This window comes from Phocaeicola coprocola DSM 17136 (assembly GCF_000154845.1).
Lineage (GTDB): Bacteria > Bacteroidota > Bacteroidia > Bacteroidales > Bacteroidaceae > Phocaeicola > Phocaeicola coprocola.
On record NZ_DS981485.1, the window covers coordinates 50,299 to 70,154 of the forward strand.

A 19,856-nucleotide genomic window follows, 5' to 3' on the forward strand; every position below is an offset into this window, starting at 1 on the left:
TATAAAATCAGATCAATATGAATATCAAGCATTTATTTTTTTGTATGCTGCTCATTGCCTTTTCCTCATGCAGCAAACCCGGCTATGAGAAGGCCATTGCGGAATGGGTTCAGACAGATTCTCACGGCACCTGGACGGATTTAAAGTTCGAACTACTGGAAGTGTTGGAAACAGAAGACGTCACCGTATCGGACAGCCTGTGCTACCTGAACAACAAAAGCGCACAATTATCCGCTGTCATACAGAAAGCGGAAAGTCCCCGTGCCTTATTCAAACCGTCCTTTTCCGCCTATATGGAAGCCGAAAAAAGCCTGAAAGCAACGGATGCCATGAAAGCCATGTACCTGCACCGTGACAGTACGGAAGTTATCGGCAAGATATTAAAATGCAGGTATGCCATCGTCCAGCCACACTCAGGGGTGCAGCAGAAAAAGACGGCTTCTTTCCTATTGTCCCCCGACATGGAAAAATGTATCGGCAAACTAAAGCCGACAAGCAAATAATCCGAGCGTAACGATGTGTAGCGACAACGTTTTTTGGGGTTCTTTTTTGGGCGTCTTCCAAAAAAGAACTCCCACACATTTAGATGTGTGGGCTATTCATTACACTACCATCCTTTCCCTTATCAACGGTATATTATCCCGTACCAAATTCAGAATCCGGTCATGATAGGCTGATAATTGGTTAGACTTTCCACGACACTGGCACACCTCCATCCTGCTAAGTGAAAACTCCACCGTTTCCATGCGCCTTCCATCCACCGTTGCCGACATTATCAACGAATCTTCTCTCTTATAATAGGCGTTGCTGAATACACAATGATGCAGCAACTTTCCCTCTTTGTAAAAGTCCGAAAGGCTTTCCAATACCCGAACCATAATATTTCCATCCGCAAACGAAAGATTAAAGAAACGTGATTTGGCAGCAATATAGTCTTTTTCATCCTTTTCAGAATATTTTTTCTTACATTTCCCCATCACCCAATCATGCGCTTCTTCTACATTCAACGGACACAAATAATGAGGATTTCTCGCATCCAATTTATTTTCTATCAGCATATCCACATAGTCCAGCCACAAGTCCGCATCATGTATCACATAGTCATGTCTTAAACAGATTTTTACATACGTCCAATACTTATCTATACCGTATTTTCTCTCTAAAAATCTCAAGAACAAATTCATTTGCCCTGCCTTATATAATATCTCCATCCGATTATCAGTTAATAATGTCATAAAGAAGGAACTCGGACAAATATCATAAAAGGCACCCTTAAATCCATTCCTCGTAAGTTCGGGTATCACTTTCATTCTCGGATAGATAACTGCCGGGCAAATATCATAAATACGGTCATGATGCACATTCCGCTTACGCAATTCCAAAGAACTTCCATATATCCATGCATCGTAATAAAATATAGACATGCCCCGCAGCAAAGACAGCGTTTCTGTCTTGCCCTCTTTATTCATCCAACACTGTACCGCCTCAATTATAAAGTAATTAGCCGGAGACCCTTTTTTCAGCCGGCAGTCCACCATAAAAAAACGGATAACTTGATATTGCTTGTATGTAGTAATCACACAAAAATATTCTTTATATACAGCCGTCCTTTTCCTGCTATTCTCCAATTTCAGGTTCATACCGCAATGAGGACATTTACAGTTTTTCTTATCTTCCTTATCCCGCCATGTATGCCCACAATCCAAACAAAAGCAATTCCCCTTTGCATCACGCTTGAAATAATGCACAAAGCAATGTTTATAGGCATAACGCTTTTGAGCCTCTGAAACGGGAGCTAACTTCCTGCTCCCATTCACGATTTCCATTTGTAATTTTGTCTTGGGTTTCATATCAAAAAAGAGTTAACTGGGTTTGTACTTCGGTGTTGTTCTCACGTTTAGCTTGTTGACGCTTCTTCAACTTTGCCAATTCTTCCTCCTGCAATTTTTTGATAGCAGCCTCACGAGCCGCTTTCTTTTCTTCCTCTGACAATTCAACATGATGATTTACGACTACATTACATTTCAATGGGCTACCCACCTCAATATTATCTTCCTGATAATAGTGCAACGCCATACCAAAAATTTCATCATCACTAAAACCACAGCAACCGCTTTTCTTCACTTGGTTTAAAATATAGGTAATGCAATTATCTATATTCTTTGTAGGTTTTTGATAGACTGGAGCAAACAGACTATCCACCGCTGCCATATTATCAAGGTATGCCTTGATGGTACTTTTAAATTGTTCTGACACTTTCATAGTATATCATTTTTAGATTTCATTTCACAATAAGCCAATTTCACGAGAAACAAGGAGAATAGGCAAATAAGAGCCAACAACGTAACCGACACAACCTTTATCGGACTTGGCGTTATTACCGCTCCGACAAACATAGCCACTGCACAAAGAGCGATGATGACCGAAAAAACAAATTGAATGATTTGCATATACTTCTGCTACTTAGTTTGTTAAACTTCTAATTTTATGCTTCAGCTAGATTTAAAGACCTTTTTTTAAAACCCCTTTCCGGGATGGCCTTTTCTTTCTGCCGACTTTTTTTTTGAGCTTTCATGCCCCATCTGAGTTTATGAGCCTTTTTTTTACGGCACACAACAATAAGGAAGGAGGGATTAAGAAAAGTTTTGGACGACAAAAAATGTTGGGGACAGCGAAGCCGTCCGGCGTTATTTTTTTCGGGACAAAGGGGCGAAGACCGGAACTCTTTCGTATCCATCCACCGAAATAAATTTGCCGTTCAAAAACAAAGGATCTCAGATGGAGCTATGAAAAAAGCACATTAGGGGAGGCAGAAACAAGGAAAAGGGCAGTACGGAAAGTAAAACAAACCATACGGTTTTGCTTGCAAAACCGTATTCCTATCTCCCTGCCACAAGTGACAGGGGGGGAACGGGTTAGCAACGGACTGCCGGGACAAACGGTAAAAGGAAGGAACTGCAATACGGAAGAAGGAGGTTGTTTCGGCAATGCCGAAGCTCCGGATGATGACCATTGCAATCCCGCCCACGTTTGGAACTTCTCTTTTCTGGTTTGCCCATAATCAGCCGCATAGCGGATGACTACGGGCAAACCGGGAATGAGAACAGTCATTCCGATGAAGGGGAGGGTGGGGAAGAATACTGCGTGAACGCAAAAACACTCTCGGATATGTAGCAAAAAAAAGCGGCACTAGGCCGCTTCAATCATTTGCTTGCTTTTTTCTTTTTAGAGACAGCCTTCTGTTTAGGCTGATCCGGTTTTTCTTCTTCTTTTTCCGGAGCCGGATAAAACTTGGTGGCTACCATCACAATGCGGTTACGCTTCTCCCCACTTTTAGAATCCGTCCATTCTTCCGGCTTAAAGTAGCCTTCAACGGTTATCAGCTCACCTTTTTTCAATACATCGAAGGAATCCAGTGCTTCATTCTTTCTCCAGGCTTCAATCCCCATGAAAGCGGAAACATAAGAGGTTTCTTCACCTGTCTTGTCTGCACGGCTGACCGCGATAGAAAAGCGTGCTACGCTTGCTGTTTCAAAACTACGGATTTCTGCATCCTTACCGATAAAACCTGTTACTGCGAATGAATTTTCAATCTTTTTCATATCTCTGATTTTTTAGAAGTTAATTAATCAATTTTACAGTGCAATAACTGATTGTTGGCTTTGGGGGACACCATGAAAAAAGATATAAATACTCTTTTTATGCTGGCCGGAAAAAGGAAGATTTGTAACTTTTTTATTGGTGAAGATGGCAGCAAATAATTCGGGTTAAATACGCTTTTTATGCAAGGCAAAAAAAGGAAGATTTCAGACGAATAACAACGTGGTGTTTGTGAATCGTCCCCTTATCCCCGTAAAAGGGGTTAGCAACAATCTATATTTGCAACGGAAAATGATTTGACTTCCCTAAAAAATGATATGAAAAAGACAAAACTTGAAAATCAGCAACAGGTTTGGAAAGGATGCAAAAAACAACCGGTCAGACAGCAAGCATGGCACATTCCGAAAATATGGTCAGCCGCCTATCGACACACCGGAAGAAACCTCTGCAATTCCTTTTAAAAAAATGAAGCCGAAGAATGAAGCATACAATATTCCACGTATCGAAAAAAGTGACTGCACGATAAAATGAAAGGCTGCAACGGAAGAACAGACTTGCGGATTCTGCGGGGAGAACATAACCATACAGGCATACAGCCACTACAACTGTTTCCGGAAAAAGAAGATTATACAACCGGAAAAACAGAAAGGCATCCACTCGGAGAAAAGCAAGCAAACGATTGAAGCGGACTGCCGATTTAGCGGCGAAATATCCGACTACCTATATACAGCCCTAAAAGGCTGGGGCATATGGGTAAGCAACAGACTGCCGGGCAAATAAAAGGAGAGTGGCATAGCCGCCGGAAAGAGGTTGTCTCGATGTGGCCGAAGCTCCGAAAGCAGACCGGATATGCCTCTCTCCTTTGCCTTCCCCATTCCTGGATTTCACACAATCACGGAGCCTGCGAGTGACTATGAGAAATCCTGAAACGGGGACAGTCACTCCGCTGAAAGGGTGGGTGGGAAACATGTGACTTTCTCCAAAATAACAAATAGGGGTATAAAGATCTCAAAAGAAAAGAAAGCCGTTCCAGAAAAGACTGGAGCAACTATCACCATCTACTGTTCTTTAAGTTAATTGCAGCAAATCCAAATCATCAGTGACCAATCCATCCAATACATGTTGGATTTTATCAAATATAGCCTTATCTATGCCATACGTGGCGCATAACGATTGAAATTTGCTTACAGCATCGAACACCTGTAATATCTTCTTTTCGGGCTCCTCTACAAAATCCTCGGCAAAGTTGACGAAATCACTTGTAGTCAAGGCAGACCTTTTGCCCATCACGCCCATCGAATGAATGTGTGCTGAAGAATTTTCCCATGTATTTGCCGTGAACATTACATCATATGCAGGTGATAAACGCCATACCCCTGCCTTATCCATGATAAACGATATGTTCTTATTATGATCATCGGATATACCTGCGACATAATTAAATACCATTCTGATAAATATCTGATCTTTGTCTTCCTGGGGAAGTTTCAGAGTCTCTGCTATCCAACACAGCTTCATATAATCATCTGCACCCGGCATAATGGCCGCAAGGGTCTGACTAAAGAGCTTTTCTCCATTCTTACGATCAAATCTTTCCGTTACGAAATGATTTCTTCCATCAATTTCTTTCAGGAAGCATGGCATCATGTTGATTCCCGCCGCCTTTGCCATTTCGCTATATACCATTTCTATCTCTGTGGTAGGAGAGTCATCTGCTTCTTTAAATTTGATGATATACTGCTTAAAATTTTCAGGCAAATCCACCTGGCCGGAACGAAACTCTTCCGTTTCGAGATTATAGGCAATCACTGCCTTCGGGCGCATGCCACCGGCAGAAGTTCCAAGATATATCAACTTTTTCATCGTGAGGCTATCCTCCGGTGATATGACAGCAGCATCTCGATCATTATATATTTTAGAAGCCAAAGTTGCCAATGATGACATATTTACTGACTCATGGATGGCATCATCATTAAATTCCGGTTCAAATTCCAATGCTCCCATAGCCCTCTTGCCAATATAAGAGAGCTTCAATAGAGGCAATGATTCCGTAACCTTTATATTATTATCCGTGAGCCATTGGTCAAATAGGGAAGCCCCCCATTTGTCAGGAAGCGCATCTGCAAGAAATTCCGGAAGCCCTTGATATAATTTATCTTTATTCCCATAGAAAGACGCAAACAAAGGGGTTCTCTTAGGGTGTGTGGAAGGGCATATATCATAATCTTGTTTCCTATATTCATCCGTAAATTGGAATACAGAACAATGCTTTTCAAAGTCCCAATTCAATTTGCCAATGCAAGTCCCCCACAGATATACATTCACTATAATCGGCTCTTTCTTCATACCATCTTACGTTTACCGTTAATTCTTTGTATTCTTTTACCTGTTTTTTCATTGATTAGGAAAGGGGAGTCTGGAAGTTCCGGAACCAAACCGACAACGCCTTCAAGAGTTCCACTTATACGCAAAATCTTAAGCAATGTACTTAGGGCAATATCACTTACTTTACAAGATTCTATTCTCTTAATAGTAACGATAGATACTCCTGCCTTATCCGCAAATTCTTGCTGGGAAAAACAGCAGCTAAGTCTTATAGACTTAACTCTCTTGCAGATTTCCTTTACAATACATTCATCTGAAAATTCGTATATTGTATATGTATCATATAATCTTTTCATAGAAAAACATATTTAGGTATCATTTTTGATACAAAAATACCGATAAATCTGAAAATCACCAAATTAAGAAACACTTTTTTTATAATCTTCTGCCGCATTAGCAAACGATTGAAGCGACCTTGTGCCGCTTCAATCGTTTGATTGCTTTTTCTTTTTAGTCCGGGGGTTCTTATTTTTCCGGAGTCGGGTAGAACTTAGTAGCTACCATCACAATGCGGTTACGTTTCTCCCCACTTTTAGAATCCGTCCATTCTTCCGGCTTAAAGTAGCCTTCAACGGTAATCAGTACATCTTTTTGCAGTATCCAAAAAGCATAGCGGTCTTCCATCTTACTCCAGGCTTCAACTTTCATAACAGAGGAAACAAATGTTTTTTCTTCATTTATCTTGCCTATGCGACTGACCACAATAGAGAAGTGTGCAACCTTTACTATTTCGAATAAATGGATTTCTGCATCCCTACAAATCCTGCCTGTTACTGCGAATGAATTTTCAATCTTTTTCATATCTCTGATTTTTTAGAAGTTAATTAATCAATTTTACAGTGCAATAACTGATTGTTGGCTTTGGGGGACACCATGAAAAAAGATATAAATACTCTTTTTATGCTGGCCGGAAAAAGGAAGATTTGTAACTTTTTTATTGGTGAAGATGGCAACGAATAATTCGGGTTAAATACGCTTTTTGTGCAAGGCAAAAAAAGGAAGATTTCAGACGAATAACAACGTGGTGTTTGTGAATCGTCCCCTTATCCCCGTAAAAGGGGTTAGCAACAATCTATATTTGCAACGGAAAATGATTTGACTTCCCTAAAAAATGATATGAAAAAGACAAAACTTGAAAATCAGTAACAGGTTTGGAAAGGATGCAAAAAACAACCGGTTAGACAGCAAGCATGGCACATCCCGAAAAGATGGTCAGCCGCCTATCGACACACCGGAAGAAACATCTGCAATTCCTTTTAAAAAAATGAAGCCGAAGAATGAAGCATATCATATTCCACGTATCGAAAAAAGTGACTGCACGATAAAATGAAAAGCTGCAACGGAAGAACTGACTTGCGGATTCTGCGGGAGAACATAACCACACAGGCATACAGCCACTACACCTGTTTCCAATAAAAGAAGATTACACCACCGGAAAAGCAGAAAGGCTCCACTCGGAGAAAAGCAAGCAAACGATTGAAGCGGACTGCCGATTTGGCAGCGAAATATCCAACTACCTATCTACAGCCCTAAAAGGCTAGGACATATGGGTAAGCAACAGACTGCCGGGCAGTCACTCCGCTGAAAGGGTGGGTGGGAAAAAACTAAGTGGACGCAAAAAACAACCTTACCATTGGGGGATAAACTTCCCCCTATTTTCACTTCACATATTCTTTACCCCACTTCAATTGATTCAACAAACTTCAACAACAAAGCGACTGTTACCGTATGAAATGAAAGCTGATTGAACAACTTATGCGCTTTCAGCATCTCAATAGCGGCTTCAGCCGTAACAACTCTCTGTTCATAAAGCCGAATTGTCGCATATAACTGGTCATTTGCGACAGGCCCCATTATTAGGTCATAGTCACCGTTTTCTCTTCCTCTGCGGTTGTTGACAACAAACTCCAGCCATTCTTTTGTCGCACCCATAAACCGAAGAACCGGATATTCCCTATCAAGAATATCATCGGGAACTTCATAAACAGAGACGATTGCTTTTTCGCTCTGTTCCCTGTTCTTCTTCAACAAAGCCCATTTTTTTGCTTGTTCAAAGTTGGTTGTCGTATAAAATCCCTTCCCAAAGTCCGTAGCCTTCCGTCCTTTCTGTATATTAGGGCGTTTCACGGTAACTGTAGATCCATGAAATAGTCTCATTTTCTTTTATTGATATAAGTCGTTATAGTATCTAATATATATTCGGGGTCTTGGGTATGAAGCATTTCAAAAGTCTCATCCAAAAAATCAAAAACCCCATAGTCCGAAAACAACAACAAGGTTTCTTCCGCACTTTGTTTCTTTTCCTCCCTATAATTCTCAATGCAGAACATCTTGAAAAGCAGGATCTTCGTGTCACCGTTATACCGTCGTTTTTCTTCTGTTTTTTCCTTCTCCAATGTTTCATAAAGCGACAATGTACTTGAATACCATAACTTGGTACTCTTATCCAGCAAAGATTTATACAACTTGGAAGAATATATATAATACAGTGCATCGCCTAAAGGCAATGCCTTTTTCTTCATGACCAGTTCTACCAGCTCTCTCATCACGAATGGGAGCATGGTTGAGTCAAGTTCTCCTTGATTTTTATGAGTAATTTCCATATTCTTGTTGTTATTACTTTAGCATATTTTCGAAAACACCTTCTTCACAGTTCTTTATACACACCTGACACTCGGCCACCACTTCTCTTAATATTCGGGCACATTCTTCATTCGAATGCCCTTGCAGTAATTCATAGGCATATCGCATCAGTTCATTAGCTTCCATTGTTTCCATCCTTATCAATAATATTCAAGTTCATCATTATTTTCTGCAACGACTCCATATTTGGAGTTCCTAACCAACACACACCTATGCAAAAGGTCATATTGTTCTCTGTATCTGAAAAACGCATATTGTTTTACCTTTTACAAACATTGTTGTCCCATTAAAATCTAAAAGAGTTCTTTGAAATATTTGAAATTTAGTTAGTTACAGCGATTTTCCGAGCGAACGGACTTGAATTTGTAGCTTTGCATCAGATTAATCCGATGGCATATGTTCCAAGACAAATACGTTTTCGCTCAATTGGCTTCATTTCTGAATCGAAGTAAGTTTAACCGCATAGTCACCAAGTATGATGGTGATAAATATGTGAAGCACTTCACCTGCTGGAATCAACTACTTGCTTTGATGTTTGGTCAACTTTCTAATCGTGAAAGTCTGCGAGATTTGATAGTTGCTCTTGAAGCTCATCATTCCAAATGTTATCATTTAGGAATGGGTAAAAATGTATCAAAGTCATCGCTGGCAAGAGCAAATCAAGATAGAGACTATCACATCTTTGAAGAATATGCTTACTACCTGGTTAGCGAAGCACGACAAAAGTGTGCTAATCATATTTTCAAACTTGGCGGTAACGTTTATGCTTTCGATTCGACTACTATTGACCTGTGCCTTTCAGTCTTTTGGTGGGCAAAATTCCGCAAAAAGAAAGGTGGTATCAAAGTGCATACATTATATGATGTGGAAACACAGATTCCTGCATTCTTTCATATCACGGAAGCATCCGTACACGATTCTAAAGTTATGATTGAAATTCCTTATGAACCAAGCTCTTATTACATCTTTGACCGCGGTTATAACAACTTCAAAATACTGTATAAAATTCATCAAATTGAAGCCTACTTTGTTGTCAGAGCAAAAAAGAATCTCGGGTACAAATCCATCCAATGGAAACGTAGGCTGCCTAAGAATGTGCTTTCAGACGCAAGTGTATTTCTGACAGGATTCTATCCTAAACAATATTATCCAGAGCCACTTAGATTGGTTAAATATTGGGATGAAGAACAAGAACGAGAATTTACATTCATAACCAATGCGATGCATATATCTGCGCTTCAAGTTGCTGAACTTTATAAAAATCGCTGGCAGGTAGAGCTGTTTTTCAAATGGCTCAAGCAGCACCTTAAAATCAAAAGATTTTGGGGAACTACAGAGAATGCTGTTCGAATACAGATATATGCTGCTATATGCGCTTACTGTTTGGTGGCAATCATTCAACACGATATGCAACTGAACAGAAGTACATATGAAGTGTTACAAATACTGAGCATCTCATTGACTGATAAGACTCATCTGAGAGACCTCTTTGATAAAACTAAATTTCAAAATGACAAAGAACGATTCGGACCAAATGGGCCAAGTTTATTTAATTTTTAATTCGTCCCAATTTTAATGGGACACTAATGTTTTACAAAGGTAAAACAATTAAGTAAAATTCATCTATCATTGCTTTTCATATTTATTGTGTCTTTCTCTTTTGCATCGGAAGTATTAGCACTTACAGCAACCAGACAGTATGACATCGCCACGTTTGATCATACCGCTGGAAAACAACGATATACAATCTGAATCAAAACAGATTGTATATCACCAATTTCTTTTTTTGTGCCTTGTTAAACGTATAAGAAGTTCCTCCGGCAGATTTTCCATCCCAATAGGCAATCAGCCTACAGGCGTGTGAAATCATGTAATCATTACGGTGGGCATAGCATTGGGCATAATAATATTCGGATAGAACTACCACCTTGTCGGCTTGGCGCAAAATATCAGCATACCTCTGTTTGTCCTCTTTGTTGAAATACACATCTTGCCCGACATAAGGAACAACCGCCACCAAAACCATATCGGGATATTGTTTCCTTTGTTCAAGTACGGTATGAGCAGCCATCATGTCAAATCCAACCGCACAACCAATATAGAAAAAACGGATTCCATTCTCATAGCAGAAACGTACCTCTTCATTCAACGATACGGACAAAGCATATTTATTTGTTCGTATCGTTCTATGACCGGTAAAAGCAACGGACATCATTTTCATCCATTTATCACGTGCCTTTCTACATATATCCAACGAACCTGCCGAAGTTTCATACACCATTCCATTCACCTCATAACGATAAGTGAACCAAGTAGTATCTCCAAAGATATCCTTCTGCTTCTCTATATAACTCTCTTTTTCTTTCATCTTATAACATACGGACAACTGTTTTACCTAAAAAGAAACCTCCCAAAACCTCACCTCCTATTTTTTCCAACTGACATGCGAAACGAGCATACGAAAACCCTTTTGTTAAAATATCGTCAAATACCAAGATTTTCTTACCCCGAAAAAAGTCCTTGTCAAATTCTATCACTTGTACTTTTTGAAGCGACTTGCTGTCAAATTTCTCGTGAATAGCCAAACGATCTCCACTGACACGTATATGTTCATACGCATTGATAGCACCTGAAAACTTACACACAGCCGAAGCAAACCCCTTATAACGAAGTTCATTCTTATCAGCGGAAGAAGCCGGAACACAAGCAAAAACAATATTCTTAACATCATCACCAAAAACTTGATGTAACTTATTCGCTATCATCCAAGCTATATTCAAATAAGCTTTTCCATCCTTAAAACTCCATATCATCTTACGAATTTGCCATTCTCTTTCCGTTGCCTGCCGATATTGCATAGGAAGATACTCAAAGAAAGAAAACATCATCTTATGCCATTGTCTGTCTAAACTAGGATATTTACTCTGATGTGCCATAGTCTTTTATCTATTAAAATTAAACTTATGCTTCAGCTAGATTTAAAGACCTTTTTTTAAACCCCTTTCCGGGATGGCCTTTTCTTTCTGCCGACTTTTTTTTTGAGCTTTCATGCCCCATCTGAGTTTATGAGCCTTTTTTTTACGGCACGCATCAATAAGGAAGGAGGGATTAAGAAAAGTTTTGGACGACAAAAAATGTTGGGGACAGCGAAGCCGTCCGGCGTTATTTTTTTCGGGACAAAGGGCGAAGACCGGAACTCTTTCGTATCCATCCACCGAAATAAATTTGCCGTTCAAAAACAAAGGATCTCAGATGGAGCTATGAAAAAAGCACATTAGGGGAGGCAGAAAACAAGGAAAAGGGCAGTACGGAAAGTAAAACAAGCCATACGGTTTTGCAAGCAAAACCATACTCCTATCTCCCTGCCACAAGTGACAGGGGGGAACGGGTTAGCAACGGACTGCCGGGACAAACGGTAAAAGGAAGGGACTGCAATACGGAAGAAGGAGGTTGTTTCGGCAATGCCGAAGCTCCGGATGATGACCATTGCAATCCCGCCCACGTTTGGAACTTCTCTTTTCCGGTTTACCCATAATCAGCCGCATAGCGGATGATTACGGGTAAACCGGGAATGAGAACAGTCATTCCGATGAAGGGGAGGGTGGGAAAGAATACTGCGTGAACGCAAATTAATGGGATTACCAGTAACTCCAAGCGTTTTTTGCTACTTTTTTGGGGTGCTTGCCAAAAAGTAGCGGACAGCAAAATACCCTCCCTTCCCTAATCCAAAAGAAGGGAGAATGTGCTTCATTGAAGGTATATAGGTTCCGTTCCCTGATTATAACAATACATAGTGTTATTTCTGAAACCATCAAAGCATATATGAAAATCATCGAAATCCTGTTCCGTGGCCAAACGAACCTTATCACTCAACAAAACCATGCATTGTTTATTGACAGATGTAGCCAAAGAGGTAGTACGTCCCGGCTTTATCTCCAATGCCACCACATAAGAAGTCCTTCGTGGATAGATATACCCAATAATTTCCTCATTGAGTACAACCAAACGAATAACATCTTCATTCAAAACGGGAATATTATTAATTTTGCCCATCATTGTTATAATATAAATCAGTTTATAATCATTAAAATACAATATCATTACAAATGATACCTATAATTTTTATAGGTAAACTTTTCCACCGAGACCACCTCATAAAGATAGTCTTCATGGCAAGAAGCCATTATACAGTTCTCACATTCAAGAATAGGATTTATAACTACACGGAATTTAATAGTGCCGTCCACCAGAACAAACTCCACCCGATTAAAGAACCCTTGTAGAGAATGCCCTTCCTTATCCATCAGACGCACTACTTCACCTGTAAAAACAGCCAATTCCTTAGCCTGCCATTTCGCTTTACGCAAACAACTGTTCGCCGCTTTGACGTTCTCATTCACCTCTTTTGTTCTTATTGCTTTCATACCAAAATCCTTTTTACATATTTATCTTGTCAAAAATCAAAAGTCAGCTGCGTAGCCCTTGCGTTGCTCTGAATCGACCTCTTCAATTCAGAATTATCCTCCATTGCATTTTCAAGTTTCCTAATAAAAGAAGTGTCACCTGCTTCCGTTATCTTTAAAATAGGCAACCATACTCCGGCTATCAGCTGTAAATCTATATGATAACTTCTCCAATGCTGCATTGTCAATGTATTCATCCATGCGACTTCACCGGGTACGCTATTCATCATCAGATTGACAACGGTCATCTTTACACAAATCAAATCTATATCCGAGCCATAACAAAAAAGCCTTCCTCCATCATTCTCTTCCGCACATTTTTTTACAGCGGAAAGTAGCATCCTGCCGGAACCACAGCACGAATCACAGACCGACTGTTTAGGTTTCAGCCTATTTCCCCCCATACATGCCATCAAATCAGCAACGTGTATCGGGGTAAAGAACTGTCCGTTATTCCCATGACTGACACACTCCATGAACATATCTCCCAAGACATCGCAAAATCCTTCCGAATATTCAGACACCCTATAAAACATTTGAACAAAAAGTTCCATTTCATATGGCTTATATCTTTTTTCCACTCTACGATAATCCTCCGCCAACATCCCGACAGACAAATAGTAAAGACAAACATCCAAAAAATCCCGAAAGGCTTCTTCATATCCCCGACTGAAAGCAAGCTTTTCATAAAGTTTCATTATCTCCTTTGGTATCATACTTTTCTGACTTCATTATTCACAACATTCTATATTCCTTGTGCCATAGATTTTATCAAAAGCCGCTTTTATCTCCGAGCGATATTTACAGTCCTTCTCAAAACAAAGTTGTTTTGTCCAAAAATCGAAATCAAAACCATCGGTATTATCAATCGTTACAGAAACATAATCAGTCATACCACTCTGACATACAACCGTATGCCGATTTACACAAAAGTGGTCATTTAAAGCAGTTTCTTTTCGGGTAATGCGTTCTACCATCTTATCTATCCACTTCATACTTATAATATTTTATGTAATTGCCCCATTCCAAGAGGCAGTTACGGTTATACTCATTAAAAATCGTTCTCGTTCAAAAACAGCACATCGCCTTTCATCACCATCCAATTAATCTCACTCAGATGATAGCCACAATGCCCACTCAAAAAAATCTCAATCTCTTCAGTGGTCTGCAATCTCCTGTCTGGGCTTATCACCGCAACATTACCGGAATTACAATCCAATACAGCCAGTTTCTCATAAGCCCACTCACCAAACTGGCAGAACTCGATAAAATTGGTATAGGTTATCCGTATGCTATTGTTTGCATCAAATTCAAGGGGTGACTTTGTAATGAATGAACCTGCATGATTCACCACCACAGAGGGGCTAATCTCTGCCAATGAAGATAAGCTGTCATCCCATCTAATCTCATAAAGGAAAAATCCTTTTGGCAATGAATTGCGGTCTATACGATAACTGGAAAAAAGACCGTCTATCGTTTCATTAATAACTAACTGTTCATAATCTCCTTCTAAATAGTGTACTCGTGACATAACTCGTTGTTTTTTGGGATTGTTAAACTTCTAATTTTATGCTTCAGCTAGATTTAAAGACCTTTTTTTAAAACCCCTTTCCGGGATGGCCTTTTCTTTCTGCCGACTTTTTTTTTGAGCTTTCATGCCCCATCTGAGTTTATGAGCCTTTTTTTTACGGCACACAACAATAAGGAAGGAGGGATTAAGAAAAGTTTTGGACGACAAAAAATGTTGGGGACAGCGAAGCCGTCCGGCGTTATTTTTTTCGGGACAAAGGGCGAAGACCGGAACTCTTTCGTATCCATCCACCGAAATAAATTTGCCGTTCAAAAACAAAGGGTCTCAGATGGGGCTATGAAAAACGCACATTAAGGGAGGCAGAAAACTAGGAAAAGGGCAGTACGGAAAGTAAAACAAGCCATACGGTTTTGCCTGCAAAACCGTATTCCTATCTCCCTGCCACAAGTGGCAGGGGGGAACGGGTTAGCAACGGACTGCCGGGACAAACGGTAAAAGGACGGGGCTGCAATACGGAAGAAGGAGGTTGTTTCGGCAATGCCGAAGCTCCGGATGATGACCATTGCAATCCCGCCCACGTTTGGAACTTCTCTTTTCTGGTTTGCCCATAATCAGCCGCATAGCGGATGACTACGGGTAAACCGGAAATGAGAACAGTCATTCCGATGAAGGGGAGGGTGGGAAAGAATACTGCGTGAACGCAAAAACACAGTATGTCATCTTAAAACAATATCTTTAAAAAGTTTTTCAGAAGAAATGCTTACCAATATCCTAATAATTATTACTTTTGATAACATAATACAACGATATGGAAAAGAAAAAGATTACAATAGAGGTAGAACCAGCTACAGCCGTAGCTACCGTCGGTTTATTGCGTGGGATATTTCCCAGTATCATCGAACAACTGGAAAGGCAAGCCGCAACAAACGGCAGCCCCTTAAAATTCAATAAAGTAGAAAATATGCAAGAAGTATTGGATGAGATTTATGAAAAGTGCATTGCCGAAACGAACCTCCGGGAGTTTGCCCAGGCGCACTTAAATAGTGACGGATTACCTAACTGATACAGAAATACGGAATCTGCCAGCCATCCTTATTCCAAATAACAAATGGTACAGAATTACACACCTGTCATGTGGGATGACAAAGCATTTGCCTTTGTCCCCTACGAAGCATTCAGTGATTTGCCACATTATCCCAAAGAAAAATGTGAGCAAATTTGCAAAGAGCTGAACAGCCTTATAAGACTATGTACTTATAGGCCGAAAAAGGAAGATATTTATTTTCATCCGGTAAGTTATGTACGTCGTTCCGGAGGTTTCATAGTTACGGATAATCAGGCATCCTTTGAGAAATGCCCCTATCCTGCTTGCGCAGACCGTCATAGCTGCCAAAAAATATGTGATTTGATGAACCGTATCATTGAAGAGTCTTAATTATATAAAATACCATGGAACATCCAAACTCCAAATGCAGAATAGCACAAGCTGAATATTTAAGTCGGCTACCTGAAGAAGAACGGGAAAATAAGGCCAGAGATATTAGAATCGGAAACGCCAGCTATATTTACCACCAACAAGCGGTTCCAATCCAAGAAAACAGATTGATAATGTATTATAAAGAGTGGTTGGAAGGTCTTCCTCCCAACATTTCACGCCATATGAGAATGCTTGGATTTGAAGCATGTAAGACAATGATTCCGTTTACGAGATATGTGAACGAAAGAAACGATATTGGTATGCGTGACTGGATGCAAGAGCATCTTTCACCGAGTGACTTCAACTATTGGCAGGAACTTTCGAAAAAAGCAGGTTCGCCAACATTTTAATCCCATCCCGTTCAATACGCTGCCTGAAGAATAAAAGGTGCGTATTAAACGAGAATATTTTTTAGCGTTTAGTCATCTCTTCCCGCACCAGTTCCGTTTCTGTCGGGGAGAGTTTCGGCAATTTGACAGTTGCCGGACTTTCTAACTGGTAAGCCTTCACCTCATTGATAAGCAGCTGCCAGTCAAAAAGAAATTCTTCGGAACAACCATGTTTACGATAAATTTCTTTTGCTGCTTCCAAAATCTCAGGAGCGCAAAAATCGTCTCCCTGAAAGACAACTGCCGGACGATCATTATTGATACAGTCTCTCAATAATCGTAACTGATCTTTCATTGTGTTTACCTATTATGCGTTCTGTTGTTTTACCATTTTCAAAAATTCGTCAGACGGTTTAAATGCCGGTATGTTATGAGCCGGAATAATCATAGTAGTATTCTTAGAGATATTCCGAGCTGTCTTTTGCGCTCTCTTCTTCACTATGAAACTACCGAATCCACGAAGATAGACATTTTCCTCCTTACCCAACGAAGTCTTTACCTCGTTCATGAATCCTTCCAAAACAGCAAGCACCGCTTTGCCGTCGATGCCGGTTCTGGCAGATATTTCCTTTACGATTTCCGATTTAGTCATTTCTTTATAATTTGAAAATTAGCGTGCAAAGATAATTAATCCAATGGATTATTTAAAGTCTGGCATCCGCAGCAAGCCCTGCCTTCGCCCAATGAAGTGTTAAATTGTTGCGTATGGGTCAAGTTCCTTAATCCGCTTACACAAATAATCAAAGCGTTTCTTGGTAAGCGGTGTGAGTGTATCGAGGTTCTTGCCATCGAAATTCTCTCCGAAAATAAGGTCGTCCACTCCTATGCCGTGATTGTAATTCTCGCGCACGCAATCACGCAGAATCCAAAGGTTATGCAGGTTCACCCAGTCGGCTGTAATGTTTCTGATTTTACTGAACAGCAGCGCAGCAGTGTAAAGGTAGTGTCCGCAATGGTTGTAGTCATGCAACACCAGCTTGCCCTGGTAATAGATGTCGAAATCCTTGTTTTCTTCATCTTCCTTTGTATCGCAGTAGAAGAATGGAATGTCTTTCAGACCGTCCCAATTAATATAAGTAGTTGGCTTCATAATATCTTTTTTGAATACGCTACATAACCTGTTATTTGCACACTTTCCATTATTCACAGAACATTTGATGAAACACTTCCTTCAGTCTTTTTATCTCACTGAAATTCAAATCTCCAATCTTTCTTTTCAGCCGGCTTTTGTCCACCGTGCGAATCTGATCCGTGGCTATCTCCCCATCACGCCCGGCTACAGAACACAGAACCCGGTAAGGATAGTTCCTTATGGTGGAGGTTATCGGAGCAATGACTACTATTGTAAGGTACATATTCAAATCTGAAGGAGTTACAACAACACATGGCCGTGTCTTTGCCATTTCACCCCCACGGGTAGGGTCTAACTCTACCCAATACACTCCATACTGTTCTACCATGTCCAATCCTCAAACTTTTCATCCTCAAACACATCAGGGATAAGCAACTCATCATCCCCATTCTCATGGGCACGTTTGGCAGCTTCCGCCCATCCCTGCCGTGGTTGTGCCTTTATCACAATATTGTTCCCGTCCAAAGAAATGCTCACAGCCGATTTCAAGGACAAACGCAACTGTTTCAATATCTCGGAAGGAAGTATTATCCCCTTGCTGTTTCCAATCTGAATAATGTTTGTTACCATAATGTTATAACTTTAAAATTGATTATCACAACACAAATATAGACAAAGTTATAACAATACCAAAAGAAAAGCCAACTTTTTTCCATTTTCACCGATAACCCGGCCAACGGCTGCACTCGTCGGGAGGCTAGTGCCCCCCTTGCCGTGCGGCGCTCCCCGACCTATGATTCTTATCATGTCTTGTGTCCTTTTCTCCGCTTCTAACAAACAAATCTGCATAAAATATAGATTTGCGTTTCCATTTGAATTTTAGTTATTTGATACCCTAACTATGAATAGCAAACAGATAACTGATTTTTAAAACAGCAGAATGTTTCTGTTTTATTAAAATAAAAAGGGAACAAATTTTTAAGGTAATACTTACGGAAAAAACAGACTTTATAACGTTTCTTTTTCGTACATTTGCAACAATATAATAAAAGCGAAACATATAATGGAGAAGCAAGGAGAAATCATACTATACCAACCGGATGAAGCTGTAAGGTTGGAAGTACGTTTAGAAGATGAAACCGTTTGGCTCACACAAGCGCAGATAGCAGAACTTTTTCAACGTGACAGAACCGTTATTACCAAACATATAAATAATGTTTTTAAGGAAAAGGAATTGGAAGAGAAAAGCAATGTGCATTTTTTGCACATTGCTAATTCCGATAAGCCTGTCAAGTTCTTTAGTCTAGACGTAATAATTTCAGTTGGATACAGAGTTAAAAGCGTAAGAGGTACGCAATTCAGGCAATGGGCAAATAAAATTTTAAAAGAATATTTATTGAAAGGTTATTCTATAAACCAACGGCTCAATGACATGGAATATAGAATGAACAATAGATTCTTCCAAATAGAGAAAACCATTGCTGAACATGATGCAAAGATAGACTTCTTTGTACGCACCTCATTGCCTCCGGTGGAAGGTATATTCTTTGACGGTCAGATATTCGATGCGTATAAGTTTGCTACAGATTTAATAAAGTCTGCCAAATGCTCACTTGTGCTTATCGACAACTATGTAGATGAATCCGTGTTACTCATGTTGAGCAAACGAAACAGTGGAGTATCAGCTACTATTTATACACAAAATAAACGCACAGCTCCAACTTGATTTAAACAAACACAATGACCAATATCCTCCCATTGAAGCTAGAACCTACAAAAGTAGTCATGACCGCTTCTTAATCATTGATAATACGGAAGTATATCATATTGGGGCATCGCTAAAGGATTTGGGCAAGAAAATGTTTGCTTTCTCCAAACTGGAACTTCCTGCCCATACGATAATTGATGTATTATGAAATAAGCTAATCACCCATGCGAGAAGCGGAAGAGAATATAAAATTCAAGATGGAAATTGACGTATTGGTTCCCATTCCACGTACTGTCACCCGTGATTTCACCAGTTTGAAGCACCTGCGTCAATGGCAGAAACGGAATGACATCGATGGTTCTCTTTACTGTTTTGCACACCGGGAATACCTGCTCAACGAAAAGGGAGAATGGGAACAATTTACCGTTATCGGCAAACAGGTAGTGACTATCGGAGAACTGGAAAGGCTTCTTTTGGCAATGAAGCAAAAGGGGTTCAACCAATACAGCCGTGAGGAATATGAAGAATTAATGTCTTCATATTTGAAAAAGTGAAGAATTAAAACCTTCATTACACATTTAAATACGA

The 19,856-nt window shown here is 40.0% G+C and carries 32 protein-coding genes and 1 pseudogene; 12 read left to right on the forward strand and 21 right to left on the reverse strand.

Annotated features, from left to right (window positions below; translation table 11 throughout):
- Window positions 1-17: 17 nt before the first annotated feature.
- Window positions 18-503, forward strand: coding sequence for a hypothetical protein (locus tag BACCOP_RS11125; protein ID WP_005868909.1), 486 nt, complete (start codon window positions 18-20; stop codon window positions 501-503).
- 99 nt (window positions 504-602) lie between these two features.
- On the opposite strand, the gene BACCOP_RS11130 is transcribed toward BACCOP_RS11125, so the two are convergent.
- The 3 genes from BACCOP_RS11130 to BACCOP_RS11155 all read right to left on the reverse strand — a co-directional run bounded on the left by BACCOP_RS11130 (window position 603) and on the right by BACCOP_RS11155 (window position 3,602).
- Window positions 603-1,850 carry a PcfJ domain-containing protein gene (locus BACCOP_RS11130; protein WP_005868910.1) on the reverse strand — a complete coding sequence of 416 codons (1,248 nt, stop codon included), beginning with the start codon at window positions 1,848-1,850 and terminating at the stop codon, window positions 603-605.
- A 1-nt stretch (window position 1,851) separates the two neighbouring features.
- Window positions 1,852-2,262 (reverse strand): PcfK-like family protein, encoded by a 411-nt coding sequence (locus tag BACCOP_RS11135; protein WP_005868911.1) that lies wholly within the window; start codon window positions 2,260-2,262, stop codon window positions 1,852-1,854.
- Window positions 2,263-3,203: 941 nt separating this feature from the next.
- The gene (locus tag BACCOP_RS11155; RefSeq protein WP_005868746.1) at window positions 3,204-3,602 is read right to left on the reverse strand and encodes a single-stranded DNA-binding protein; all 399 of its coding nucleotides are present in this window, start codon (window positions 3,600-3,602) and stop codon (window positions 3,204-3,206) included.
- A 331-nt stretch (window positions 3,603-3,933) separates the two neighbouring features.
- Between BACCOP_RS11155 and BACCOP_RS11160 the strand changes: the two genes are divergently transcribed.
- Both BACCOP_RS11160 and BACCOP_RS20675 read left to right on the forward strand, forming a co-directional pair.
- A complete protein-coding gene (locus BACCOP_RS11160; RefSeq protein ID WP_007564676.1) occupies window positions 3,934-4,131 on the forward strand; it encodes a hypothetical protein in 198 nt (65 codons plus the stop codon).
- Entirely contained in the window at window positions 4,128-4,283 is a 156-nt protein-coding gene (locus tag BACCOP_RS20675) for a hypothetical protein (RefSeq protein ID WP_007564673.1), read from the forward strand. The genes BACCOP_RS11160 and BACCOP_RS20675 overlap by 4 nt, the downstream gene beginning before the upstream one ends.
- 385 nt (window positions 4,284-4,668) lie before the next feature.
- On the opposite strand, the gene BACCOP_RS11165 is transcribed toward BACCOP_RS20675, so the two are convergent.
- The 3 genes from BACCOP_RS11165 to BACCOP_RS11175 all read right to left on the reverse strand — a co-directional run bounded on the left by BACCOP_RS11165 (window position 4,669) and on the right by BACCOP_RS11175 (window position 6,786).
- Window positions 4,669-5,946, reverse strand: coding sequence for a type II toxin-antitoxin system HipA family toxin (locus tag BACCOP_RS11165; protein WP_005868749.1), 1,278 nt, complete (start codon window positions 5,944-5,946; stop codon window positions 4,669-4,671).
- The gene (locus tag BACCOP_RS11170) at window positions 5,943-6,281 is read right to left on the reverse strand and encodes a helix-turn-helix domain-containing protein (RefSeq protein WP_005868750.1); all 339 of its coding nucleotides are present in this window, start codon (window positions 6,279-6,281) and stop codon (window positions 5,943-5,945) included. Before BACCOP_RS11170 ends, BACCOP_RS11165 begins: the two co-directional genes overlap by 4 nt.
- Window positions 6,282-6,450: 169 nt before the next feature.
- The gene (locus tag BACCOP_RS11175) at window positions 6,451-6,786 is read right to left on the reverse strand and encodes a single-stranded DNA-binding protein (RefSeq protein WP_005868751.1); all 336 of its coding nucleotides are present in this window, start codon (window positions 6,784-6,786) and stop codon (window positions 6,451-6,453) included.
- A gap of 331 nt (window positions 6,787-7,117) precedes the next feature.
- Here BACCOP_RS11175 and BACCOP_RS11180 point away from each other — a divergent pair, with 331 nt between their 5' ends.
- The gene (locus BACCOP_RS11180; RefSeq protein WP_007564664.1) at window positions 7,118-7,315 is read left to right on the forward strand and encodes a hypothetical protein; all 198 of its coding nucleotides are present in this window, start codon (window positions 7,118-7,120) and stop codon (window positions 7,313-7,315) included.
- 344 nt (window positions 7,316-7,659) lie between these two features.
- Here BACCOP_RS11180 and BACCOP_RS11185 read toward each other — a convergent pair whose 3' ends face one another.
- The 3 genes from BACCOP_RS11185 to BACCOP_RS20680 are packed head-to-tail and all read right to left on the reverse strand — an operon-like array spanning window position 7,660 to window position 8,763.
- On the reverse strand, window positions 7,660-8,142 hold the full coding sequence (locus BACCOP_RS11185; RefSeq protein WP_005868753.1) for a DUF3990 domain-containing protein: 483 nt from the start codon (window positions 8,140-8,142) through the stop codon (window positions 7,660-7,662).
- Window positions 8,139-8,588 (reverse strand): DUF3791 domain-containing protein, encoded by a 450-nt coding sequence (locus BACCOP_RS11190; RefSeq protein ID WP_005868755.1) that lies wholly within the window; start codon window positions 8,586-8,588, stop codon window positions 8,139-8,141. Before BACCOP_RS11190 ends, BACCOP_RS11185 begins: the two co-directional genes overlap by 4 nt.
- Window positions 8,589-8,601: 13 nt before the next feature.
- Window positions 8,602-8,763, reverse strand: a complete 162-nt coding sequence (locus BACCOP_RS20680; RefSeq protein WP_007564662.1) for a hypothetical protein — start codon at window positions 8,761-8,763, stop codon at window positions 8,602-8,604.
- Window positions 8,764-9,024: 261 nt separating this feature from the next.
- Here BACCOP_RS20680 and BACCOP_RS11195 point away from each other — a divergent pair, with 261 nt between their 5' ends.
- Complete coding sequence (locus BACCOP_RS11195; RefSeq protein ID WP_005868407.1) at window positions 9,025-10,188, forward strand: IS4 family transposase; 1,164 nt, start codon at window positions 9,025-9,027, stop codon at window positions 10,186-10,188.
- 193 nt (window positions 10,189-10,381) lie between these two features.
- Here the strand turns inward: BACCOP_RS11195 and BACCOP_RS11200 are convergent, their stop codons facing one another.
- Window positions 10,382-10,996: an SLOG family protein gene (locus BACCOP_RS11200; protein ID WP_005868759.1), complete on the reverse strand. Its 615-nt coding sequence runs from the start codon at window positions 10,994-10,996 to the stop codon at window positions 10,382-10,384.
- A gap of 1 nt (window position 10,997) precedes the next feature.
- Window positions 10,998-11,564 carry a phosphoribosyltransferase gene (locus BACCOP_RS11205; protein WP_005868760.1) on the reverse strand — a complete coding sequence of 189 codons (567 nt, stop codon included), beginning with the start codon at window positions 11,562-11,564 and terminating at the stop codon, window positions 10,998-11,000.
- A 398-nt stretch (window positions 11,565-11,962) separates the two neighbouring features.
- Here BACCOP_RS11205 and BACCOP_RS21545 point away from each other — a divergent pair, with 398 nt between their 5' ends.
- Entirely contained in the window at window positions 11,963-12,163 is a 201-nt protein-coding gene (locus BACCOP_RS21545) for a hypothetical protein (protein WP_008782408.1), read from the forward strand.
- Window positions 12,164-12,375: 212 nt separating this feature from the next.
- Here BACCOP_RS21545 and BACCOP_RS11220 read toward each other — a convergent pair whose 3' ends face one another.
- From BACCOP_RS11220 to BACCOP_RS11240, 5 genes are read right to left on the reverse strand one after another with little or no spacing between them, the layout of a single operon-like run.
- Window positions 12,376-12,684 (reverse strand): hypothetical protein, encoded by a 309-nt coding sequence (locus tag BACCOP_RS11220; RefSeq protein WP_224263218.1) that lies wholly within the window; start codon window positions 12,682-12,684, stop codon window positions 12,376-12,378.
- Between the two features lie 44 nt (window positions 12,685-12,728).
- The gene (locus BACCOP_RS11225; protein WP_005868762.1) at window positions 12,729-13,052 is read right to left on the reverse strand and encodes a hypothetical protein; all 324 of its coding nucleotides are present in this window, start codon (window positions 13,050-13,052) and stop codon (window positions 12,729-12,731) included.
- Between the two features lie 29 nt (window positions 13,053-13,081).
- Entirely contained in the window at window positions 13,082-13,807 is a 726-nt protein-coding gene (locus BACCOP_RS11230) for an N-6 DNA methylase (protein ID WP_005868764.1), read from the reverse strand.
- Window positions 13,808-13,822: 15 nt separating this feature from the next.
- On the reverse strand, window positions 13,823-14,086 hold the full coding sequence (locus tag BACCOP_RS11235) for a hypothetical protein (RefSeq protein ID WP_005868765.1): 264 nt from the start codon (window positions 14,084-14,086) through the stop codon (window positions 13,823-13,825).
- 56 nt (window positions 14,087-14,142) lie between these two features.
- Window positions 14,143-14,622 (reverse strand): LPD28 domain-containing protein, encoded by a 480-nt coding sequence (locus tag BACCOP_RS11240; RefSeq protein WP_005868767.1) that lies wholly within the window; start codon window positions 14,620-14,622, stop codon window positions 14,143-14,145.
- A gap of 410 nt (window positions 14,623-15,032) precedes the next feature.
- Here BACCOP_RS11240 and BACCOP_RS21550 point away from each other — a divergent pair, with 410 nt between their 5' ends.
- The 4 genes from BACCOP_RS21550 to BACCOP_RS11265 all read left to right on the forward strand — a co-directional run bounded on the left by BACCOP_RS21550 (window position 15,033) and on the right by BACCOP_RS11265 (window position 16,449).
- A complete protein-coding gene (locus tag BACCOP_RS21550) occupies window positions 15,033-15,233 on the forward strand; it encodes a hypothetical protein (RefSeq protein WP_007564649.1) in 201 nt (66 codons plus the stop codon).
- 197 nt (window positions 15,234-15,430) lie between these two features.
- Complete coding sequence (locus BACCOP_RS11255) at window positions 15,431-15,685, forward strand: hypothetical protein (protein ID WP_005868768.1); 255 nt, start codon at window positions 15,431-15,433, stop codon at window positions 15,683-15,685.
- 45 nt (window positions 15,686-15,730) lie between these two features.
- Window positions 15,731-16,057, forward strand: a complete 327-nt coding sequence (locus tag BACCOP_RS11260) for a hypothetical protein (RefSeq protein ID WP_005868769.1) — start codon at window positions 15,731-15,733, stop codon at window positions 16,055-16,057.
- Between the two features lie 14 nt (window positions 16,058-16,071).
- Window positions 16,072-16,449: a hypothetical protein gene (locus BACCOP_RS11265; protein ID WP_005868770.1), complete on the forward strand. Its 378-nt coding sequence runs from the start codon at window positions 16,072-16,074 to the stop codon at window positions 16,447-16,449.
- Window positions 16,450-16,510: 61 nt separating this feature from the next.
- Here BACCOP_RS11265 and BACCOP_RS11270 read toward each other — a convergent pair whose 3' ends face one another.
- The 5 genes from BACCOP_RS11270 to BACCOP_RS11290 form a co-directional block, all read right to left on the reverse strand.
- A complete protein-coding gene (locus BACCOP_RS11270) occupies window positions 16,511-16,783 on the reverse strand; it encodes a hypothetical protein (RefSeq protein WP_005868772.1) in 273 nt (90 codons plus the stop codon).
- 12 nt (window positions 16,784-16,795) lie between these two features.
- A complete protein-coding gene (locus tag BACCOP_RS11275; protein ID WP_005868774.1) occupies window positions 16,796-17,080 on the reverse strand; it encodes an HU family DNA-binding protein in 285 nt (94 codons plus the stop codon).
- Between the two features lie 99 nt (window positions 17,081-17,179).
- Complete coding sequence (locus tag BACCOP_RS11280; RefSeq protein WP_005868776.1) at window positions 17,180-17,578, reverse strand: hypothetical protein; 399 nt, start codon at window positions 17,576-17,578, stop codon at window positions 17,180-17,182.
- 49 nt (window positions 17,579-17,627) lie between these two features.
- Window positions 17,628-17,948 (reverse strand): type II toxin-antitoxin system PemK/MazF family toxin, encoded by a 321-nt coding sequence (locus BACCOP_RS11285; RefSeq protein WP_005868777.1) that lies wholly within the window; start codon window positions 17,946-17,948, stop codon window positions 17,628-17,630.
- A complete protein-coding gene (locus BACCOP_RS11290) occupies window positions 17,942-18,190 on the reverse strand; it encodes an AbrB/MazE/SpoVT family DNA-binding domain-containing protein (protein ID WP_005868778.1) in 249 nt (82 codons plus the stop codon). Before BACCOP_RS11290 ends, BACCOP_RS11285 begins: the two co-directional genes overlap by 7 nt.
- 433 nt (window positions 18,191-18,623) lie before the next feature.
- Between BACCOP_RS11290 and BACCOP_RS11295 the strand changes: the two are divergent.
- Window positions 18,624-19,476, forward strand: a pseudogene (locus tag BACCOP_RS11295) (virulence RhuM family protein).
- 16 nt (window positions 19,477-19,492) lie between these two features.
- Window positions 19,493-19,822, forward strand: coding sequence for a hypothetical protein (locus tag BACCOP_RS11300; protein WP_005868780.1), 330 nt, complete (start codon window positions 19,493-19,495; stop codon window positions 19,820-19,822).
- Window positions 19,823-19,856 lie beyond the last annotated feature (34 nt).

Excerpts from the sequence above, each read along its gene's own strand:
- BACCOP_RS11125 (WP_005868909.1), top strand. The coding sequence starts at position 18 with ATGAATATCAAGCATTTATTTTTTTGTATGCTGCTCATTGCCTTTTCC.
- BACCOP_RS11130 (WP_005868910.1), bottom strand. The coding sequence starts at position 1,850 with ATGAAACCCAAGACAAAATTACAAATGGAAATCGTGAATGGGAGCAGG.
- BACCOP_RS11135 (WP_005868911.1), bottom strand. The coding sequence starts at position 2,262 with ATGAAAGTGTCAGAACAATTTAAAAGTACCATCAAGGCATACCTTGAT.
- BACCOP_RS11155 (WP_005868746.1), bottom strand. The coding sequence starts at position 3,602 with ATGAAAAAGATTGAAAATTCATTCGCAGTAACAGGTTTTATCGGTAAG.
- BACCOP_RS20675 (WP_007564673.1), top strand. The coding sequence starts at position 4,128 with ATGAAAGGCTGCAACGGAAGAACAGACTTGCGGATTCTGCGGGGAGAA.
- BACCOP_RS11165 (WP_005868749.1), bottom strand. The coding sequence starts at position 5,946 with ATGAAGAAAGAGCCGATTATAGTGAATGTATATCTGTGGGGGACTTGC.
- BACCOP_RS11170 (WP_005868750.1), bottom strand. The coding sequence starts at position 6,281 with ATGAAAAGATTATATGATACATATACAATATACGAATTTTCAGATGAA.
- BACCOP_RS11175 (WP_005868751.1), bottom strand. The coding sequence starts at position 6,786 with ATGAAAAAGATTGAAAATTCATTCGCAGTAACAGGCAGGATTTGTAGG.
- BACCOP_RS11185 (WP_005868753.1), bottom strand. The coding sequence starts at position 8,142 with ATGAGACTATTTCATGGATCTACAGTTACCGTGAAACGCCCTAATATA.
- BACCOP_RS11190 (WP_005868755.1), bottom strand. The coding sequence starts at position 8,588 with ATGGAAATTACTCATAAAAATCAAGGAGAACTTGACTCAACCATGCTC.
- BACCOP_RS20680 (WP_007564662.1), bottom strand. The coding sequence starts at position 8,763 with ATGGAAACAATGGAAGCTAATGAACTGATGCGATATGCCTATGAATTA.
- BACCOP_RS11195 (WP_005868407.1), top strand. The coding sequence starts at position 9,025 with ATGTTCCAAGACAAATACGTTTTCGCTCAATTGGCTTCATTTCTGAAT.
- BACCOP_RS11200 (WP_005868759.1), bottom strand. The coding sequence starts at position 10,996 with ATGAAAGAAAAAGAGAGTTATATAGAGAAGCAGAAGGATATCTTTGGA.
- BACCOP_RS11205 (WP_005868760.1), bottom strand. The coding sequence starts at position 11,564 with ATGGCACATCAGAGTAAATATCCTAGTTTAGACAGACAATGGCATAAG.
- BACCOP_RS11220 (WP_224263218.1), bottom strand. The coding sequence starts at position 12,684 with ATGATGGGCAAAATTAATAATATTCCCGTTTTGAATGAAGATGTTATT.
- BACCOP_RS11225 (WP_005868762.1), bottom strand. The coding sequence starts at position 13,052 with ATGAAAGCAATAAGAACAAAAGAGGTGAATGAGAACGTCAAAGCGGCG.
- BACCOP_RS11230 (WP_005868764.1), bottom strand. The coding sequence starts at position 13,807 with ATGATACCAAAGGAGATAATGAAACTTTATGAAAAGCTTGCTTTCAGT.
- BACCOP_RS11235 (WP_005868765.1), bottom strand. The coding sequence starts at position 14,086 with ATGAAGTGGATAGATAAGATGGTAGAACGCATTACCCGAAAAGAAACT.
- BACCOP_RS11240 (WP_005868767.1), bottom strand. The coding sequence starts at position 14,622 with ATGTCACGAGTACACTATTTAGAAGGAGATTATGAACAGTTAGTTATT.
- BACCOP_RS11255 (WP_005868768.1), top strand. The coding sequence starts at position 15,431 with ATGGAAAAGAAAAAGATTACAATAGAGGTAGAACCAGCTACAGCCGTA.
- BACCOP_RS11260 (WP_005868769.1), top strand. The coding sequence starts at position 15,731 with ATGGTACAGAATTACACACCTGTCATGTGGGATGACAAAGCATTTGCC.
- BACCOP_RS11265 (WP_005868770.1), top strand. The coding sequence starts at position 16,072 with ATGGAACATCCAAACTCCAAATGCAGAATAGCACAAGCTGAATATTTA.
- BACCOP_RS11270 (WP_005868772.1), bottom strand. The coding sequence starts at position 16,783 with ATGAAAGATCAGTTACGATTATTGAGAGACTGTATCAATAATGATCGT.
- BACCOP_RS11275 (WP_005868774.1), bottom strand. The coding sequence starts at position 17,080 with ATGACTAAATCGGAAATCGTAAAGGAAATATCTGCCAGAACCGGCATC.
- BACCOP_RS11280 (WP_005868776.1), bottom strand. The coding sequence starts at position 17,578 with ATGAAGCCAACTACTTATATTAATTGGGACGGTCTGAAAGACATTCCA.
- BACCOP_RS11285 (WP_005868777.1), bottom strand. The coding sequence starts at position 17,948 with ATGGTAGAACAGTATGGAGTGTATTGGGTAGAGTTAGACCCTACCCGT.
- BACCOP_RS11290 (WP_005868778.1), bottom strand. The coding sequence starts at position 18,190 with ATGGTAACAAACATTATTCAGATTGGAAACAGCAAGGGGATAATACTT.
- BACCOP_RS11300 (WP_005868780.1), top strand. The coding sequence starts at position 19,493 with ATGCGAGAAGCGGAAGAGAATATAAAATTCAAGATGGAAATTGACGTA.